Source organism: Metabacillus rhizosphaerae (assembly GCF_037201795.1).
Taxonomy (GTDB): Bacteria; Bacillota; Bacilli; order Bacillales; family Bacillaceae; genus Metabacillus; species Metabacillus rhizosphaerae.
The window spans coordinates 3,429,688-3,447,601 of record NZ_CP147403.1; the positions used below are offsets into that span (position 1 = coordinate 3,429,688).

Consider the following 17,914-nt stretch of genomic DNA (forward strand, 5'->3'; position numbering starts at 1 on the left):
TATTAAGGTATAATCACATCAGTTTCAATCAATCGTGGATGAATACTTTTCGCTTTTTCGTATGTTTCAGCAGTGTTAACTGAGTATACATGCAGTTTTAGGCCTGCTTTTTTAATTTCTTTGGCAGTTTCTTCATCTACATTGTTAATTGATGTTGAGTAAATGGCATTATCATATTGTTTCAATTCTTCAATATCAGCATCTACATTCTTCAATGCATTTCCAAGGAATGTCAGAGTTGCTTCTGGGTACCATTCGTTAAATTGATTTCGGATATCATCATTACTTAGTACAAAGAATGAATGATTTAATACTTTAGCTTCCTCAGCTTCTTCCATAATATCGTCTACGAATTCCTTATCATCCCAGTCGCCTTTTGAACCATCAAAATTGATACCAATATTGTATTTATGAGCTTCCTCTAACACTTCCTCAAGTGTTGGTACTTTATAATCTGTTACTTTTCCTTCTATATCTTCAATATCAAAACTTTGAATTTCTTCTAATGTTAAATCTTTTACCTCTCCAGAGCCTGTAGTAGTGCGGTCAACCGTTTTATCATGCATTAATATGTATTGGCCGTCCCTTGTTTTTTGGACATCAATCTCAACAAAGCCATATCCTAATAGTCCAGCCTGAGTTATCGCTTCTAATGTGTTTTCAGGAGCGGCCACTTGTGCACCACGGTGAGCACTTAACTCTGTTTTACTGCTTTGTAACCAGTTATCATTGGGGGCTGCACTTGCAGCACTTCCAAACAAAGATGTTGCCAACATAATCGGTACAGACAATGACAAAATTCTTTTCTTCTTCACTGTTCTCCACATCCTATTCTTTAATATGTACTACGATTTAACAATACATAAACAATGTAAATAGAACATTAATTTTTTATTAATTTTCAAGATAATTTTGTTATTTTTTGTCGTTACATAAAAATTGAGTATAAAACATCTAAGACTATTATTAACTACTCATTGAATACATTAGTATCTTCGGTTAGTAATAAATTAGAATTATAGAAGAAAAATCACAGTCACATTGCCAACAAAATAAAAATAAGAGAAGAAATTAAATGAAAAGGATCTTTAACAGCTCCATTTGAAGATTCTTTGATAAAGATAATCTAATTCCTTATTCGGGAGCAAAAACAGAAGATCAATATTAATAGTTTTTTGATATCCAGTCTTCAAGAAAAGGCCGCAAGAATTGAATAACGATGGACTTTCTAATAACAACCCATTTGTTCAATTTTTCTCTGGAGAAAAGTTAGCTATAATAAACTGCACCCCAATTATTAGTTATGTCTAACAATTGGAGTGCAGTTTAACTTGTTACTCATCTCCTGGATCTTAAAATGATCCACTCATCATGACTCGTTCACGCGTTTTTTGTCGCCATTCGTTTAATAGTTGTCTAGCCTTCTGAAAGTTTTCTACTAGTAATGCCTCATAGATTGCCCCATTATAATGTGCACCTGAGAAATATCTTTGCTGAGGATAAAGCTTATAGTTTGCAACAGAAGTCATCACAATTTTATCTCGATGAGCGTCCATAATTTGCAGCATCACATTGTTTTTTGCCGTTGCTATGAAGCTTCTAAAAAATGACAGAGAAAGATTCGCATATTCGAAATAGCTACCTTGTTCTTTTTCCTTTAGTTGTTGATCCAATATATTTTTTAACTCATTCATATTAAACGTGTAAAGATCGGAATGTTCGACTAATTCCAGGACATACATCTGATGAGCAAAAGTTACCTCAAACATATCGATGATTTCTTTGGAAGAGATTTCTTTTACCATTACTCCCCGATTTTTTAATGCAACTACAAGACCTTCTAGTTCCAATCGAGCGATCGCATTGGAAATCGGAGTTCGACTCATTTGCAGCTCTTCAGCAAGCTTATATATGGATAACAGACTTCCTGGCATGTATTCACAGGATAGAATTTGTTGTCGAATGGTTGTGTAAGCAGTATCAATTAGAGATGTAGATATCATTTCAATTTCCTTTCCGCTATAACTATAAAAATATAGAAATTTTATAAGTATCCCCTTTGGAAATTTATCCTTTCTATAGTAAATGTATTTAAAACTAAGGTTGTTAGATGGAAAAAAGTTTATATACACAAAAAATGATTAGTAATATTAAAAGCTTATCACTCCATTATATCGATTCGAAACCAACTTTTTAAGGAAAACTACAAAATTTTACAAACTTCACTACATTTATACAATTTTTAATATTTGCAAAACAATAATTAACATCACTTTAACATTCTATTAACATGCTACTTGTATGCTAATAGAAGATTGATACATATTGAAAAGGAGAATGAAAATGATTACTTTAACTGATCAAAAAAAAGCGATCGAAATTTATTATGAAAATGAAAAGTTTACTACTGATAAGCGCCCATGGTTTGGTGATTTGAAGCCGACAAAGACAGGTGATTTTACGTTTGCTATAGTAGGTGACCGTTGTGGGATTACAACTCCGGGTGTCTTTGAAAAAGGGCTTGATCTCGTTCAAGAGTTAAAACCAGATTTCGTATTATGTGTTGGAGATTTAATTGAAGGCTATTGGAATCATGAAGAAGAAGCACATGAAGAATGGGATTATGTTGATCATTTGTTACAAAAACTCGAACTTCCTTTTTTCCACATTGTTGGAAATCACGATTATGGGAATGAAACAATGGTAAAGGTTTGGCGGGAACGAAAGGGTTTTGAATATTATGCATTCCGCTTTCATGATGCACTATTTTTATTTGTTAATACTGAAGAGTCGCCAGAAGGAATGTCAGGAGATTTTCTGAAAGTATTTCGAAAGGTGACTCAAGATGTCACAAGTGAGCCTGAAAAATCAAAAGAGTATGTTCAAGCATTTTTCAATCAAATGATGAGTATGGCTTCAAAGGAAGATCTAGAAAAAGGTAATCTTCCAAATATTAGTGATGAACAACTTGCTTTTTTCGAAAATGTACTTAAAGAAAACGAAGATGTAAACCAGACTTTTGTATTAATGCATAAGCCTGGCTGGAAAACAAAAGACACTCAGTTTCAACATCTTGAAGATATGCTGAAGAATAGAGAATACACGATGTTAGCTGGACACCTTCATCAGTTAGAAGTTATGAAAAGAAACGGCCGCGATCATATCCAAATGGGAAGAACAGGTGCATGCTGGCACGGTGAAGGGGTTGGATCCATTGACCATATTCTCTTGGTAACAGTTAAAAATGGGAAAACAAACTTTAATGTAATTGATCTAAACGTAGTTTCAACATTAGAAAAATTTAAAATAGATGAAAAGTTCAATTAAATAAGAGGTGATCTAAATGACAGAAGAAACGATGGAGCTGGAGTGTTTATTGCCTCTAAAAGGTGTTGTCAATTTTCGTGATATGGGTGGGTTAATAACGTTAGATGGGAGGAGAGTGAAAAAAGGAATTTTGTTCCGAGCAGCTGAATTAACAGGATTAACGGAAGAAGATAAAACCTATTTAGAAACATTAAACCTAAAATATGTATTTGATTATCGTGACAAAGTTGAAGCAGATAGAAAACCGGATCCGATAATAGGACAAGCTAAAAACAAACGAGTTCCAGTTCAAGTTGAGGATAAACTTACAGCACAGGCATCTTCTAATGAAATAGTTAAAAGTGAATTTTATAAGCTATTTACTAAAGATATGTTCACTAATATGTATGCAAAAATACCTATTCAAAATGCTTCGTATCAAAGACTTATGGAGCTTCTTAAAAATCCAGAAGAGAATTTGCCACTTGTTCACCATTGTACGGGCGGACGTGACCGTACGGGAGTTGGTGCGATGCTTATCCTTATAACTCTTGGAGTACCATATGAAACGGTATTGGCAGATTTCCTAATGTCGAATCGTACATTAGAAGATTTCCATAACAATATGTTTAACGAAGCGGCAAAGGATATTTCCGAAGAAGAACTTGCTCGATTTAAAGATGCACTGCTACTGAAAGAAAATTATCTGCAAGCATCAATGGATTCTATTGTTAGGATATACGGTAATTTCGAAGCATATCTTGCAGAAGAATTTGGCATTACTCAAGAAATACGTGAAAGAATTAAAGATTATTGTTTAGAATAACGAACTATTAAGTTGTAAATGAGAACAAAAAAGAACGGGGAGTGAGGTAAATAAAATGAATAAACTTAACTTTCTTCATATTACAGATACCCATATTTTGCAAAACTACAAAGGCAGTTTACTAGAAAAAATCGATGGGCCGAATGGTAATCCGACTGATTTTTTAATGAAAATTTTAGAAAATATTAAATCTCTAACGCAAAAGCCTGACTTCATTTTAATTAGCGGGGATTTGGTACATGAGGGTAATGCGAGTGATTATGCATACTTTAAACAAATTATCGAGGATCATGTGGAAGATATCCCTGTATATACCGCTCTTGGTAACCATGACGTTACAGCTGCATATTGGGAAGGTTACGAAGGGAAAGCAAATTGTTCAGATCAACTTTTCTATGAAAAGGATATCAATGGATACAGATTGATTGTCTTAGACTCAAGTCATGATCATAGTGGTGTAGGTATAATTGATGCAAATCAACTAGATTGGCTTGAAAATGTGTTGAAAACTCCTGCTGAAAATGGCAGTTTAGTAGTCGTTCATCATCCGCTTGAAGCAGGTAAAGTGAATGATGGCCACGCTCTTACAAATTCTAAGGAAGTTCTTAACATCATTAATAATACAGATGTCATTGCCGTTTTAAGCGGACATACGCATCAGAATAAAGTAAGCTCTTATGGCAAAATTCTGCTATCTACTGCAGATGGTACGGCATTTGGCGTGAATGTTAGTAACGAAAGCATGCATTTGAATGATCGGACAGGATTTAGCTTATGTACAGTTTATAAAAAAGGAATTGCTGTTCAAACTGTAAGATTCCCTGATGATATTAACACAATTTTAAGCTTTTCATTGCAGGCATTACAACATAACTAATCAAAAAATTTATCGAAAGAAAGGACATTTCTAATGAAATCTACTAAAAAGTTTTTTTTACTGTTTATTGTCTTCACTTTAGTAATCTCGGCATTGAGTGCATGTGCAACATCATCAGAAACTTCAAATCAAGCAGAATTAGGAAAATTAGATCCAAACAATCCAACGAAAATTACTTTCTATTCCTATAGTTTAGCTTATCCAACAATGAAAGCAGGCATAGAGCATTTAATTCAAGAATTTAATGACACGGTTGGGAAGGAAAAAGGAGTTATTGTTGAAGGGGTGGCCGATCAATCTTTTCAGCAATTTAAGGCAGATATAGCAGCAGGAAAACAAGTAGATGTTATCCAACATACATTCTCAACTTTAGATAATTCGAAAGAAACTCTTGGATTAAAAGCGTATGAAGATGTATTCCCTAAAGATGAATTGAAGCAACATTTCAAAGGTATTGCTCCTAATGCATTAGAATTGGGAAAAATTGATGGCAAGATGTATGGATTAGCCTTCACATTTAGTACGCCAATTGTTTTTATCAATGGAAAACTATTTGAAGAAGCTGGCTTAGACCCAAACAATGCGCCGAAAACATGGGAAGAAGTTAAAGAGTACTCTTTAAAAATTAAAGAAGCAACTGGAAAAGACGGTTTTGGTCTAGCTCCAAATAACGGTTGGACCACAGAAGGGATTATATTAAGTAATGGTGGCCAAATGCTTTCTAAGGATAGAAAGGAAGCAACGTTTGCTAATAAAGAAAGCATTGAAGCAATTGAAATGTGGAAGGATCTCTATAAAAATGGATCTCATGCAGTAGGTACTGATACGGAAATGCCGGAACAATTTATGGCTGGAAACCTAGGTATGTTTATTACATCAACAGCTCTGCATAGCGGTTTCACCAAAGCTGCTGAAGCTGGCGGCTGGAAATTATACGGTGCTGGACTTCCACAATTTGGTGATAAACCATCAGTACCAGTAAACTCAGGAAGTGCTTTAGCGGTAAGGCCTGATTCGGCAGAAAAAAATGCAGCGGTTTGGGAGTTTATCAAGTATGTAACTGGAAATGAAGGATATACGATTATCACTTCAGAAGTAGGATACTTGCCTTTACGCACTGGACTTGCAGATGACCCAAACTATTTAAAAGATTTCGTTGATAAAAATCCGTTATATAAAATTAATCTTAAACAATTAGAACAAATGCACCCAGTGGCTATCTGGCCGGGAGAATATGCTACTGAATCTACATCAATCTTTACGGATGCAATTGTAAAAGCAGTATCAACTGATGCAGAGGTAGCAGAGACGTTAACAGAAGCAGAAAATCAAATTAACGATATGATCAACTAAAGATTCTTTGAGAGAAATGTGCTGTGAAAATAGAAACTATTATTACAGCACAATTCCAATATTTTTTGAAAAGAAAGGAAACGGTATGAGTAAATCACTCGAAAATATTTATCAACCGCCATTGTCAAATGAACCCCCGGTTATTAGAAAAAGTGTTTCAAAAAAAGGCAGGAAAAGAAAAACGTTTAAACCATATTTCTATTTATTGCCGGCTATATTGCTGCTTGGCATTTGGATGTATCAACCGTTATTATCAACATTCTATTTAGCCTTCCAAAAGTGGAGTATGGTACCAGGAACGACACCTGAACCTGTAGGGTTAGAAAATTTTATTCGTTTATTCAATAATAAAGATTTCCTAATATCAATTGAAAACACAATCTTTTATACGATTGGTTTACTTCCTTTCTCTATTATCATTCCATTGCTTTTGGCGGTTTCCACACATGGTATGACTGGAAAAATAAAAAATGTCTATCGCGTTATCTTTTTTATTCCTATGATTTTAGCGCCGGTTACTGTTAGTGCAATCTGGAGATGGCTATTTCATCCTAGCAATGGTTTAGTAAATATCTTTCTTCTTAAAACAGGATTAATCGACACCAATATTGCATTTTTTTCAGATCCGCGTTTTGCAAAGTGGATTATCTTATTTATGACCGGATGGAGTTTAATTGGATTTAGTACAATTATGTTTTCTGCTGCATTAACAAGCATAAACAAAGACTATTATGAGGCAGCATCTTTAGATGGTTCAAGCAGGTTTAAACGTTTTATCGATATTACACTCCCTTTATTATCACCAACTATTTTTTTTATGCTGACTATGAGCATGTTATTTTCAAGTCAGTTTACCTTTGCCTATATTGATATTTTAACAGCGGGAGGACCTTTTGGTTCATCAACAAATATTTACTATGAAATGTATAAATATGGATTTTCTAATCTGAATGCAGGTCTAAGTTCTGCAGCTGCGATCTTGTTCTTTTTCGTTTTCGCGATAATTGCATTAGTACTCAATTATGTTTCTAGAAAATTTGCATTTTATGATAATTAAGATAGGAGATTATAGAAAATGAAAAGGAAAGTAAGACTTTTAAATGTGGTTCAGCATCTTTTATTAATTATCATGTGTATCATTGCCATTTTTCCTATCTATTGGATGATTATTTCATCATTCAAGAATGAATCAGAGATTTTTACTGCATCATTCATTCCTTTTAAACCTACTATTGAAAACTATGTTTATGCTTTTTCTGAAATGCCGATAGTAAGAATGATGTTTAATTCATTTATCATTGCAATCCTAATGACGGCACTGCAGCTTATCACTAGTCTTTTGGCTGGTTATGCGCTTGTACGCTGGCAATTTAAAGGGAGCTTTTTCATTTACACTTTGCTTAGCTTATCATGGTTAATTCCTTTTCAAGCGATTATGATTCCAAACTATGTTCTTATCAATCAGATGGGATTGAATGAACAATTGTTAGGAGTGGTATTGCCATTTGCCGTGTCGACTTTTGCTATTCTATCACTCTATCAAAGCTTTAAAGCATTTCCTGTTGCGCTTATTGAAGCAGCTAGACTTGATGGGGAAAGTGATTTTGGCATTTTACTACATGTGATATTACCAAATATTAAATCAACGATAGTCTCTCTCGGCATTTTATTGTTTATTAACGGGTGGAATGAATATTTATGGCCAATGCTCATAACAAAGCAGATGGAAAATGCACCAATCCAAATTGGGTTGAAATCGTTCGTAAATTCAGATGTCAACATGTGGGGTTCACTTATGGCAGCGACAACAGTTTCTTGTCTCCCTATCCTGATTATTTATCTTGTATTACAGAGACAAGTCGTCGATTCTTTTGTTCGATTTGGAATTAAGTAATCTATTCAATCTTGCTTAAGCCTACTTTAGGAGTTGTGAAAATGGGAAAAATAACGATTAATCATATTAAAAAATCCTTTAATTCGAATGAAATATTAAAAGGAATTGATGTTGAAATTCCAGATGGTTCGTTTACGATTTTACTCGGCCCGTCTGGATGTGGAAAATCAACCTTATTAAGAATTATTGCAGGACTTGAAGAACCAACTAGCGGGGGATTGCTTATTAATGAGGAAGATGTCACATATGAAGAACCAAAAGATCGAAATATTGCAATGGTTTTCCAAAACTATGCCCTATACCCTCATATGACAGTTTACAAGAATATCGAGTATGGGCTGAAAATTAAAAAAGTACCTAAACAAGAACGTGAAGAAATCATTCAAAATGTCTTAAAATTGGTAGAACTTACAGATCATGCGAATAAACGTCCGGCTCAATTATCAGGCGGACAACGGCAACGCGTTGCTCTTGCCCGTGCAATTGTTAAGCGTCCACATGCTTTTTTGATGGATGAACCCCTATCAAACTTAGACGCTAAACTAAGAAATCAAATGAGACAAGAGTTAATTGAATTGCATCAACAGTTGAAAACAACGTTTTTATACGTTACTCATGATCAAGTAGAAGCCATGTCAATGGGTTCATATATCATAATAATGAATCATGGGGAAATCATGCAGAAAGGTACGCCGAAAGAGATTTATACGAATCCGGCAAATTTATTTGTAGCGCAATTTATCGGCTCACCACCGACAAACATCATTGAATTCGACAATATGTATTTAGGTATACGCCCAGAAGATATTGGTATTGTGAATACAGATCAAATTGACAGTGATGTAAATATACCTGGAAAAATCCTTGCAATAGAGCAACTTGGAGGAGAGACGATTTATCGTGTGGAAACAAATATTGGAAATTTAAATATTAGAACACAAAGTTGTTGGGATGAAATTAGTGAAAATGTGGATGTTCATTTCTCCTTTGACAAATTAATGGTGTTTAATATAGAGGGGAATCGAGTAGAAAAAGATGATCATATAATGAGAACCATTAAGAAATTACAAAAAGAAAAAATAAATGAAAATGAGCTAGTCTATTCTTGATTATCATAGAATTATTTATTAATTGTGGGAAAAGCAAACAAAAAGATGAGAAAAGATAAAAAAGCAACTAAAAATATTTAGTTGCTTTGAACTCGCTATCCATGAACAAGGATACGCGCTTATTTCATTTCAGACATTACAGAAATCACACAACAAGCGACATAAACCAGCCCCTAACTATTTTCTTGAACTGGTTTATTAGAAAGTTTTCTAATAAAAGCAATAAATGTTCTTGAAATTAAAAATGTAATTGTTAACGAATAAAAACTGGTAAAGGAAGTCCAGCCCTTTTTAAAACGAATTAAGCTTGTTCTAGTTTCAAAGAAATGCTCGACTAATGCCATTGGTACACTAAAAAAGAGTGACTTAATTAAAATACCAAATAAGTTCGAAGATTTTGTTGCTTGGTTATAATATACACATGCAATTGGATAGAGCAAATAATCAAATATAAAACTAATGTCAAACGACTTAAATAACTTAACTGGATATGAAATATAGCCTTTTCTCACAACTAACTTATCTAGAATTGAGGAAAGATATCCTTTGAATAAAAAAATTAGCATCCAGTCTTTCACGGGAGGTTTTCTCATTAAATTTAAAAAAGAAACTATACTGAATAATAATAAAAATCTAAGTGTATTTTTTTCGAACTTATTCATAAGGTGTCCTTCCATTAATGTTATTTATAAATTTAATTTCCGGTTAATGATTAATATTTATACATGAAAACTTATTACTTTTTTGATTGAGGATAATTTATCTTAATACGCAATTCGCTTATGTAGTGAAGGAGTGTTCTTCGGTAAACAAGGGCTGCTGCCTGAGAAATACCAGTAATAAATTGGAGACATTAGAATTAGATCAAATTAACATTTTATACAAATTAATATGAGTTTAGGAACAGTTGTAGACTTACTCGGCTACTTAGTCCCTATCGTTATACCAGTTCTAATATTAATTTGTATTATAGGATTCACTAGTGAAGTGTTTAAGAAGAAAGGTTAAAAACTAAAACTACCTAGTTTATTTAAAGCAATATATCATCAACAATAAAGCGCGATTGTTCAACATGAGCAATCGCGCTTTAGTAACGTGAAGGTTAATTTAAGGAATAAATAATAAACTAGGAACTTTTTAATAAAAGGAGAAAGGCTTATTTAACTTCCCTTAAACCCTTTCCTTCAAGAATCTCTTGAATTCCTTCCTCACAAACACCATATGAACGCCAGGAACAATTTTCACACACTGTTTTAATATCAGAGGGTGCGATATACTTTCTGATTTTCGACTCAATGTCCTCCCATTTCAGAATTTGTCCGATTTTGAGTCCCAATTTTTCTAATATAGCGGAATCTCTTTCATAAATATTGTTGTCTTTGCAGTGGTATTCACCTGAGTTGGGATACTTTTCACACAACTGATCAGGTCCCTCTACAAGATAAATCCACGTTTTAGGGTATTCTCTCAAGGTTTGATGCAAACGTGTCATATTTTCAATGTATTCTTGGGAATAGCCCATTCCCCGATATCCTAGAAGGCAAAAAATATGATGACCTCGCAGTTTATACACAAAATCCCCCCCAGTTGCCAGGTTAATTAAATTTAAATGTTAACTAAAATAAGTAATTAGTTAACGTACTTTTTTATGATAACATATCACACCTGATCAATTGGGAACTTTTTATTTCACTAAAGAGGGGGCAGGTTAGATAAATAAGAATGAAGTGATTTTATGAGTGATTTCAGATTTTAGTTATTCAATTAAATGGGCTAGAGTGAAATAATAGAATTAGTTATTAGAAGGAACTTTTTTTATTAACGATGTTCAGGGTAACATGCTTCGAATTTCAATAAGATAATGGAAGATACACACATCACTAAAAAGAGGTGATTAAGATGGTGGCTTTATTAATAGTTATTTGTGTTTTTTCATACAGTTTTATTGTATTTAAATTGATCGAAAACAAAGTCATTAAGTATTTATTGATATTTTTATTTGGTCCTATATACGGAATTTTGTTATTTTTTATTGGAATGAGCTTTGGAGCTTTTTATTTTATTCTATGTGCAATATTACCGATTCTTATTGGTGTATTTATTAGTGTTAGAAAGACATAAAAGGTTGATATTTTATTAATAAAGATTTAATTGAAGAATCGTAAAAAGTTCGACGTTTGATGGAATATATTGCATAGTTAGCCAATAATGCAGCAGCTTATCCAATAATCGGACGCTTATCTATAATAGGGTAAGTCTCTTTATTGATTTTAAAATAACTGGTACTAAGCATTAGGGAAGGTTAGCTTAAGAAAAATTATACTTAGTTCCAATTTCTGTTAATATTAAAGCGGAGATTATTAAATAATGAGGTGGGAATGTAATGAAAAGAATGCCTTTTGAACGACTGACCGAGTATTATGATGAACGGTTAAATCGATGAGCAAATATGTTCATTGTAAAAAAAAAGAAAGGAAATTACAAACAATAACCCAGGCTTTCCACTACTCGAAGATATTTCATTATGGGCTGAAAAATTTGATCTCTATGAGGATCTATTAAGGTCTATATTCGATGTAGTTGAAAATAATGAGAAGGGAGAAATGAGAAAATGCAAATTAATGAAGAAATCAATTTAAAGAAGAAACTGGAAGAAGATATTACAGGTTTAACTTGTATTTACATACCCGTAAAAGACGTTTACGAGTCCATTAAATGGTATCGAAAAAACTTAGGATGTTAACCTACAAAGCATAATCCTGTTAAGCCGGAGATGGAATTATCAATCTTAAGATTTCCAGATCATAATGGGCATTTCTCTAGACCACGTCTAAGGCAAACGGTACCAGCTATTTCGAAGACCATTTCGGTTTTCATTCGGTAAATTATCAAAAGTAAGTAATTTTTTTATGGGAACAATTCCAGTGGGTTTTAGTAGCAGGTATTTCGATATTTACTTTATCTTTGTTTGTTACAGGTTTTATATTTTTTAATCGGATATTTTTATAAAGAACATTTATTAAATTAGACTTTTATAAGCATTAAGGGACTTTCTATTTGAAAGTCCCTTATGCTTATGCAATAAATACAACCATGTATTAATAACAAAGAGTTTTATATAGCTATTGATCCTACCTAATTTATGCACAATTATATAAAAATCTAAAGTCAAATTAGGAACTTGTAAAACATTTGAAAATTTAAAATAGATAATATGCATATTTTCTGCAAATTTTTTTGTTAATCTTTTGTTAGGCCCATTAGAAGCGATAGAAAAGGTTATTTTAGGAAGCATGTTAAAAAGTAACTGATTAGTTAGAAATGTTTACTTTTATAAGTAGATAGGAGGAGAATAATGAGTAAAAAAATTGGAATGGGAATTGGTTCAATGATTTTAGCATTAGCGTTATCAGCGTGTGCAAGTGATAGTGAGGAAAATGTACCTGATCAAAACACTGACATGAATTCAAGTTCTGAAGAAAATATGGAAATGGACCATTCTAAAATGAACCATTCTGGCTCAGACGAAGTTCCGGATGGATTGAAAGAGGCTGAAAATCCTACCTATAAAGTCGGAAGTCAAGCTATTCTTGAAACAGACCATATGGAAGGGATGAAGGATGCTGAAGCAACAATTGTAGGAGCCTATGAAACCACCGCATATGTTGTTTCCTATACCCCAACAACTGGTGGAGAAAGAGTAGAAAATCATAAATGGGTTATTCACGAGGAAATTGAAGATGCTCGAGATAAAACCTTCGAGCCAGGAACAGAAGTTATCATAAATGCAGATCATATGGAAGGGATGCAAGGAGCAACAGCTGTAATTGATTCAGCTGAAGCAACAACAGTGTATATGGTCGATTACACTCCGACAAACGGAGGAGAAGAAGTTAAAAATCACAAATGGGTAACGGAAAGTGAACTTTCACCAAAATAAATTTAAAGGCTCTTTTCTAAAAGATTGTTGTTTTTGAACAAAACTGATTAGGGTGATTGGAACGGATATGCGAGACTCCTGTGGGAATAGCGGGACAGATGAGACCCCGCAGGCGCTTCGCGCTGAGGAGTCTCATCGCCCGCCCCACGGAAAGCGAGCATCCTCTCGCTGCAATCAACCAACCCAATACTATTTTAAAAACAACAAAGTTTGCGAAAACAGCCAATTTAAATTAATAGAAAATCTAAAAAGGGCTTATCAAAAATAGATAAGCTCTTTTTCTTTTAAATTAAAGTTCCACATAAAAATAGTGTTCAAAAAAAGTTCTGACTACATTGACACATGCTTTATCGTAGAATTTCACGTTGTTCTTAATTTAAGATTTAGTATCATTCTTGGACCTATCGAAATCGTTGTTGGATCTTTCCACTATATTATTTATTTCCCCAGCGTCTCCTTTTGCATTAATGATTTCTAATATTTGATTTAACCCTTCGCTAATTTGATCACCATTATCTTTCATTATGTAACCTCCTCGTAAAAAGTACCATTACCATTTTGCACTTTACATTAAGTATGTTTCTAATTAGGTAATAATATAAGGCTACGTCCATTAGACGGAACTACCAATACAAGGAAATGTGCTAGTATATTGAAAGCTCGAGAAATAATATTTTCACGTTTAGTTAATTGTCGGAGTCACTAGTATGCATCTGAACTCCATTTATATCCGACACCCCAAACGGTTTTCAAATGTTTATCAACTGGAAATCCTGCATGACGTAGTTTATCTCTGATGTTTCTAATATGAGAATCAATTGTTCTGTCTTCTGTTTCGGCTCTTAGTCCCCATATAGTTGTAAGCAGATGCTCCCGTGAGAAAACCTTATTAGGGTAGTTCAAAAATAATTCTAATAGGGCAAATTCCTTTGGCGTCAATGTAATTCCTTCATTAAGATATCGTAATTCAAAGGTTGATTTATTTAAAGTTAAACCTTTAAAAGTAACATGCCCTTCTTCATTTTTATGCCTACTAATCCGACGAATCAAAGCTTCGATTCTTGCTAGCAATTCCTGTTCGTTAAAAGGTTTTGATAAATAATCGTCTGCACCAGTTTTTAATCCCTTAACGATATCTTCCTTAGCACTTCTAGCCGTTAACATAATGATGGGAACATTCGAAAAGTCTCTTATTTTTTTACAGATTGTCCAACCATCCATTTCAGGCATCATGACATCAAGAAGGACAATATCGACATCTTCATTCTCCAAAAACTGTATACCATCTTTTCCTGAGACTTTCTTTATACACGTGTAACCATAAGGAGATAAATATAAAGATAATAAATCAAGCATTCTTTGTTCATCATCGATCAGTAAAACGGTTTTCATTTTAGTGCTCCTTTAATACGATTTTAAAGCATGTTCCTTTACCATCTTGACTATCAACTGAAATTTCACCATTATGAGCTTCTACTATTTCTTTTACAATAGCCAATCCCAATCCATAACCACCAGTCAATCTGGATCGGGATTTGTCAACACGGTATAAGCGGTTAAAGATATAAGGTAAATCTTCATAAGGAATTCCTTTTCCTTGGTCCTTGATAAATATTATTATATTTTTGTTTACTTGCAAGACTTCAAGCGAAGTAGTTGTATTTTCTTTAGAGTATTTTAGAGCATTGTCTAATAGATTTAAAAAGACTTGTTCAAAGCGTATAGGATCAATTTCAACGAAAAAATCTTCCTTACAATTTAACTCCAAATGAATTCCCTTACTTTTAAATGCAGGTAGTACTTTTCCAAAAATAGATTGAAGGAATAAACAAATGTTAGTACGTTCTTTAGAAATGGAAAAGGCATTTTGGTCCATCTTTGCAAGTTCAAATAATTCTTTTAATAAAACACTTACATGATCTGCTTCTTCATGAATGATGTTTAAGTAATTAATTCTTTCTGTTTCATCTAAAGCGTTTCTTCTTCCAAGATCGGCATAACCTTTTATATAGGTTAGAGGAGTGCGAAGTTCATGAGAGATACTTGCTAAAAATTCATTTCTCTCCTTTTTTAAATAATTCAAGTCATTAGCCAATGTTTGAATAGATTTTGATAACTCACCAAGCTCATCATTTGAAGTAACAGGAAGAGAAACAGAAAAATCTCCATTACTTAGTTTTCTAGTTGCTTCTTTCATCGAAACAAGGGGTTTTGTTAAAGCTCTAGATAAAAAGAAAATCGTTATCAACATAAAAAATAGGATCAGTAATGCAGCAAGTATGAAATGGTTATTTAATTGTGAAATAAAATGATGAATCTGATCTTTGCTTTTGAACATGTAAACATATCCTTGATTTTCTTTTCCTCCATCAAAAGATGAAACCGTTGCAATGTACTTTTCCTTTTGCAAGTCTGATTGTAATATGAGTCCATTTCTTGGTATATCATAAATCGCTATACTTAATAATTTCCCCATATCATCGTCGATCGCCTTAGATGTTTCTAATATTTTACCGTCTGTATTTGTAATCACGACTTCTGTATCTGTTTGTGATTCCATTAATCCAATGTGATGTAGAGTAGCATTATCAGATGACATTTCAAGAACATCACGATGGCTATTTCCTCTTGCCTTTAATGATGATAGTTCTTCATTGACAAGAGAATGCACGACATTACGATGTAAATAGATCATTGAACAAGTTTCAATGATGAAAATGCAAATAAAGAACCATAAGCCTAATTTAATTGAGATTTTCATAATCATTCACCTTTACGAGTATAGAGATATTTTACAGCGGAAATGTTGAGAAATTATGCAGATTGAATATTTTAATTTTTTCTTTAACATTACATAAAATCTTTCAAAATAAAAACTTATAGCTTAAAAAATGCATATTTTCTTCACACTTTTTAATTATTCTATTCAAATAACCATTAATCCTGAGGTGATTGAACTGAATAAGCTAACATTAACCAAGACTGGACAGATATATATACCAAGTTTTATACGAAATTAAATAAATCTCGAACCTGAAATCACCTTAATTCATGACAGTAAAAGATATTTTAAAGATAATATTGAGTAAAATACTTCAGTATAAAAGGTAGATAAAACCTACATTCTCTAAAGAGATTAGCAAAAAATAGGAACTTTTGTCGTGATTAATTTAGAACCATTATAGCAGCAAGATTAACTAAGTCGAGTTAGTGATATATATTATCTGTATTCAAAATATACACGTGTTTTTTGAAAAGTGTTATTTGAATTAAACTGCCCCTATATATTGTGGGAAGAAAATCCGCTAAAAGGGACGTTCATATGAAGCCATTAAGAAGCTTATGGGCTTACAGGCGAAAACAGTCACAGTTTTAGGAGACGGGCAAGAAATGAATTTACCAATTGAAGAGTAGGTTTTTTTATGTGAAATACCAGTATGTTTAATATCAGTCACAATGAAAATTATGAAGGCTATGAAGGGTTACTACACTTAAACTAACGGTCAGGTGGTTAGATGAAGGAAAAATCAGGGGAACACAGGGACAGGTTCATTGTCCCTGTGAATGTAATGCATATGGGAAAAAGGTTATAAACTTGTATTGGATAATTAGGCACTTTAATTGGTACCAATAAATATTTGTATTTGAGCAAATGTCAGTGAAATAGAGAAACAATGAGTTGCAAGTAAGGTATGTCTCTCTTTATTAAACAAACGCTAGCTAGATCTTTCTATTAATATCCTAAAAGATCAATTGTTGGGACAAATGACCTGTCCCTATGTCCCTCTTCGGTTACTTTGCTTTCCTTCTCCAATGAAGGGGACGCTAAGTCAGTTCTTGGTCATTTATGAGTTTCGCTTTAGGCTGTTTGAAGACTTCGTCCTGCCACAGTTGATACAGATAGATGATAATTGCAAAACCGACCATCATAGCAACAATAGCTATTGTAGACAAAGTCGATTCACTCGAAACAAGCCCCATCCGTTGCCATACCGGGTAAACGATGTACATAAATAACCCGTCCAAAAGTATATTGACAGTTAAATACATCCAAAATTTCCCGAAAGTAAAGCGGAATATCCAGATAACTATAACTAAATATGCTCCATACACCCAAGGAACCGGGACGACTTTATCCCACCCGAACAGACTGGAACCTGTCTCTTTCCACCATCCGTAATGGTAAGCCGCTTGATATGCCAAGGTATGAATAACGGTCATAAAAAGAGCGACCGGCATGTACCTGCGTACAGTATTCATTTTCAAAAAAAGCAAGGACGCCCAAGGCAATATCAAGAGTGACCAGAGAATAATCTGTTTCATGTCATTAATACCCCATATTAGTTTTATGTGTAGTGTTACTCTCGGTTCATAAATTTATTCGATTTATCCGATAAAAGTAACTGAAACATTGATGGTTAAGCTGAATAACATTCCAATTGGGGATAATGTTTGGGGTGGCTACCGGTTTAAAGGGTTTTATCTCATTCTTTATATACCATTTAAGCTTGGTGCTTTCTATTTAAATCTGATATATACTTTATGGTCAAATAGAAATTTGTGTTTACATACATTACGGGGAACAGTATCAGTAAGTAAATAACTATTA

Annotated in this window: 16 protein-coding genes; 8 read left to right on the plus strand and 8 right to left on the minus strand. The window is 33.3% G+C overall.

Annotation, left to right across the window (positions count from 1 at the left end; translation table 11 throughout):
• Positions 1–2: 2 nt before the first annotated feature.
• Both WCV66_RS16780 and WCV66_RS16785 read right to left on the minus strand, forming a co-directional pair.
• Entirely contained in the window at positions 3–815 is an 813-nt protein-coding gene (locus WCV66_RS16780; protein ID WP_338786182.1) for a glycerophosphodiester phosphodiesterase family protein, read from the minus strand.
• A gap of 537 nt (positions 816–1,352) precedes the next feature.
• Positions 1,353–2,003, minus strand: coding sequence for a GntR family transcriptional regulator (locus WCV66_RS16785; protein WP_338786183.1), 651 nt, complete (start codon positions 2,001–2,003; stop codon positions 1,353–1,355).
• A 340-nt stretch (positions 2,004–2,343) separates the two neighbouring features.
• Here WCV66_RS16785 and WCV66_RS16790 point away from each other — a divergent pair, with 340 nt between their 5' ends.
• The 7 genes from WCV66_RS16790 to WCV66_RS16820 all read left to right on the plus strand — a co-directional run bounded on the left by WCV66_RS16790 (position 2,344) and on the right by WCV66_RS16820 (position 9,365).
• On the plus strand, positions 2,344–3,327 hold the full coding sequence (locus WCV66_RS16790; protein WP_338786184.1) for a metallophosphoesterase family protein: 984 nt from the start codon (positions 2,344–2,346) through the stop codon (positions 3,325–3,327).
• 16 nt (positions 3,328–3,343) lie between these two features.
• Complete coding sequence (locus WCV66_RS16795) at positions 3,344–4,132, plus strand: tyrosine-protein phosphatase (RefSeq protein WP_338786185.1); 789 nt, start codon at positions 3,344–3,346, stop codon at positions 4,130–4,132.
• 55 nt (positions 4,133–4,187) lie between these two features.
• Positions 4,188–5,009, plus strand: coding sequence for a metallophosphoesterase family protein (locus tag WCV66_RS16800; protein ID WP_338786186.1), 822 nt, complete (start codon positions 4,188–4,190; stop codon positions 5,007–5,009).
• A 33-nt stretch (positions 5,010–5,042) separates the two neighbouring features.
• The gene (locus WCV66_RS16805) at positions 5,043–6,362 is read left to right on the plus strand and encodes an ABC transporter substrate-binding protein (protein WP_338786187.1); all 1,320 of its coding nucleotides are present in this window, start codon (positions 5,043–5,045) and stop codon (positions 6,360–6,362) included.
• Between the two features lie 85 nt (positions 6,363–6,447).
• A complete protein-coding gene (locus tag WCV66_RS16810; RefSeq protein WP_338786188.1) occupies positions 6,448–7,419 on the plus strand; it encodes a sugar ABC transporter permease in 972 nt (323 codons plus the stop codon).
• 18 nt (positions 7,420–7,437) lie between these two features.
• Entirely contained in the window at positions 7,438–8,256 is an 819-nt protein-coding gene (locus WCV66_RS16815) for a carbohydrate ABC transporter permease (protein WP_338786189.1), read from the plus strand.
• A 41-nt stretch (positions 8,257–8,297) separates the two neighbouring features.
• Positions 8,298–9,365 carry an ABC transporter ATP-binding protein gene (locus tag WCV66_RS16820; RefSeq protein ID WP_338786190.1) on the plus strand — a complete coding sequence of 356 codons (1,068 nt, stop codon included), beginning with the start codon at positions 8,298–8,300 and terminating at the stop codon, positions 9,363–9,365.
• 173 nt (positions 9,366–9,538) lie between these two features.
• On the opposite strand, the gene WCV66_RS16825 is transcribed toward WCV66_RS16820, so the two are convergent.
• Together WCV66_RS16825 and WCV66_RS16830 are read right to left on the minus strand one after the other, a co-directional pair.
• A complete protein-coding gene (locus WCV66_RS16825; RefSeq protein WP_338786191.1) occupies positions 9,539–10,027 on the minus strand; it encodes a CBO0543 family protein in 489 nt (162 codons plus the stop codon).
• A gap of 494 nt (positions 10,028–10,521) precedes the next feature.
• The gene (locus tag WCV66_RS16830) at positions 10,522–10,938 is read right to left on the minus strand and encodes a DUF1284 domain-containing protein (protein ID WP_338786192.1); all 417 of its coding nucleotides are present in this window, start codon (positions 10,936–10,938) and stop codon (positions 10,522–10,524) included.
• A 1,782-nt stretch (positions 10,939–12,720) separates the two neighbouring features.
• Here WCV66_RS16830 and WCV66_RS16835 point away from each other — a divergent pair.
• Complete coding sequence (locus WCV66_RS16835; protein WP_338786193.1) at positions 12,721–13,305, plus strand: YdhK family protein; 585 nt, start codon at positions 12,721–12,723, stop codon at positions 13,303–13,305.
• A gap of 376 nt (positions 13,306–13,681) precedes the next feature.
• Here WCV66_RS16835 and WCV66_RS16840 read toward each other — a convergent pair whose 3' ends face one another.
• The 4 genes from WCV66_RS16840 to WCV66_RS16855 form a co-directional block, all read right to left on the minus strand.
• Complete coding sequence (locus WCV66_RS16840) at positions 13,682–13,828, minus strand: hypothetical protein (RefSeq protein WP_338786194.1); 147 nt, start codon at positions 13,826–13,828, stop codon at positions 13,682–13,684.
• Positions 13,829–14,007: 179 nt separating this feature from the next.
• Positions 14,008–14,697 carry a response regulator transcription factor gene (locus WCV66_RS16845; RefSeq protein WP_338786195.1) on the minus strand — a complete coding sequence of 230 codons (690 nt, stop codon included), beginning with the start codon at positions 14,695–14,697 and terminating at the stop codon, positions 14,008–14,010.
• Between the two features lies 1 nt (position 14,698).
• Entirely contained in the window at positions 14,699–16,069 is a 1,371-nt protein-coding gene (locus WCV66_RS16850; RefSeq protein ID WP_413789677.1) for an ATP-binding protein, read from the minus strand.
• A 1,061-nt stretch (positions 16,070–17,130) separates the two neighbouring features.
• Positions 17,131–17,628, minus strand: coding sequence for a hypothetical protein (locus WCV66_RS16855; protein ID WP_066333092.1), 498 nt, complete (start codon positions 17,626–17,628; stop codon positions 17,131–17,133).
• Positions 17,629–17,914: the final 286 nt, after the last annotated feature.